1 pseudogene is annotated in these 402 nt (G+C 66.7%); it reads right to left on the bottom strand.

From position 1 onward, the window contains the following. Positions 1-402 (bottom strand): annotated as a pseudogene (locus ACEWB7_RS18395) (DNA mismatch repair protein MutL); the annotation flags it as partial.

Genomic DNA, 402 nt, shown 5'->3' on the forward strand with positions numbered 1-402 from the left:
GTCCAGGTCGGGCGGCCGTGGTTGCACTGCCCACTACGCTCGGTGTGCTCCATGTCGCGCAGCAAGGCATTCATCTCCGGCAGCGTCAGGCGGCGGTTGGCACGTACCGCGCCGTGGCAGGCCATGGTCGCCACCAACTCGTTGAGGTGTGCCTGGATGCGGTCGCTGGTGCCGTACTCCAGCAGATCGGCAAGTACGTCACGCACCAGCTGGGTGGCCTCGGCCTGCTTGAGCAACGAAGGAATCTGACGGATCGCCAGGGTTTGCGGACCGAGGCGCTGCAACTCGAAGCCGAGCATCTGGAACCACTGCGCGTGCTCTTCCGCGAAATCGGCCTCGCGCTGGCTGTGTGCAATGGACTCGGGCACCAGCAGCGGCTGGCCGCGCAGCCCTTCGCTGGCC

Source organism: Acinetobacter sp. NIOH-H-8 (assembly GCF_046635365.1).
Taxonomy (GTDB): domain Bacteria; phylum Pseudomonadota; class Gammaproteobacteria; order Pseudomonadales; family Moraxellaceae; genus Acinetobacter.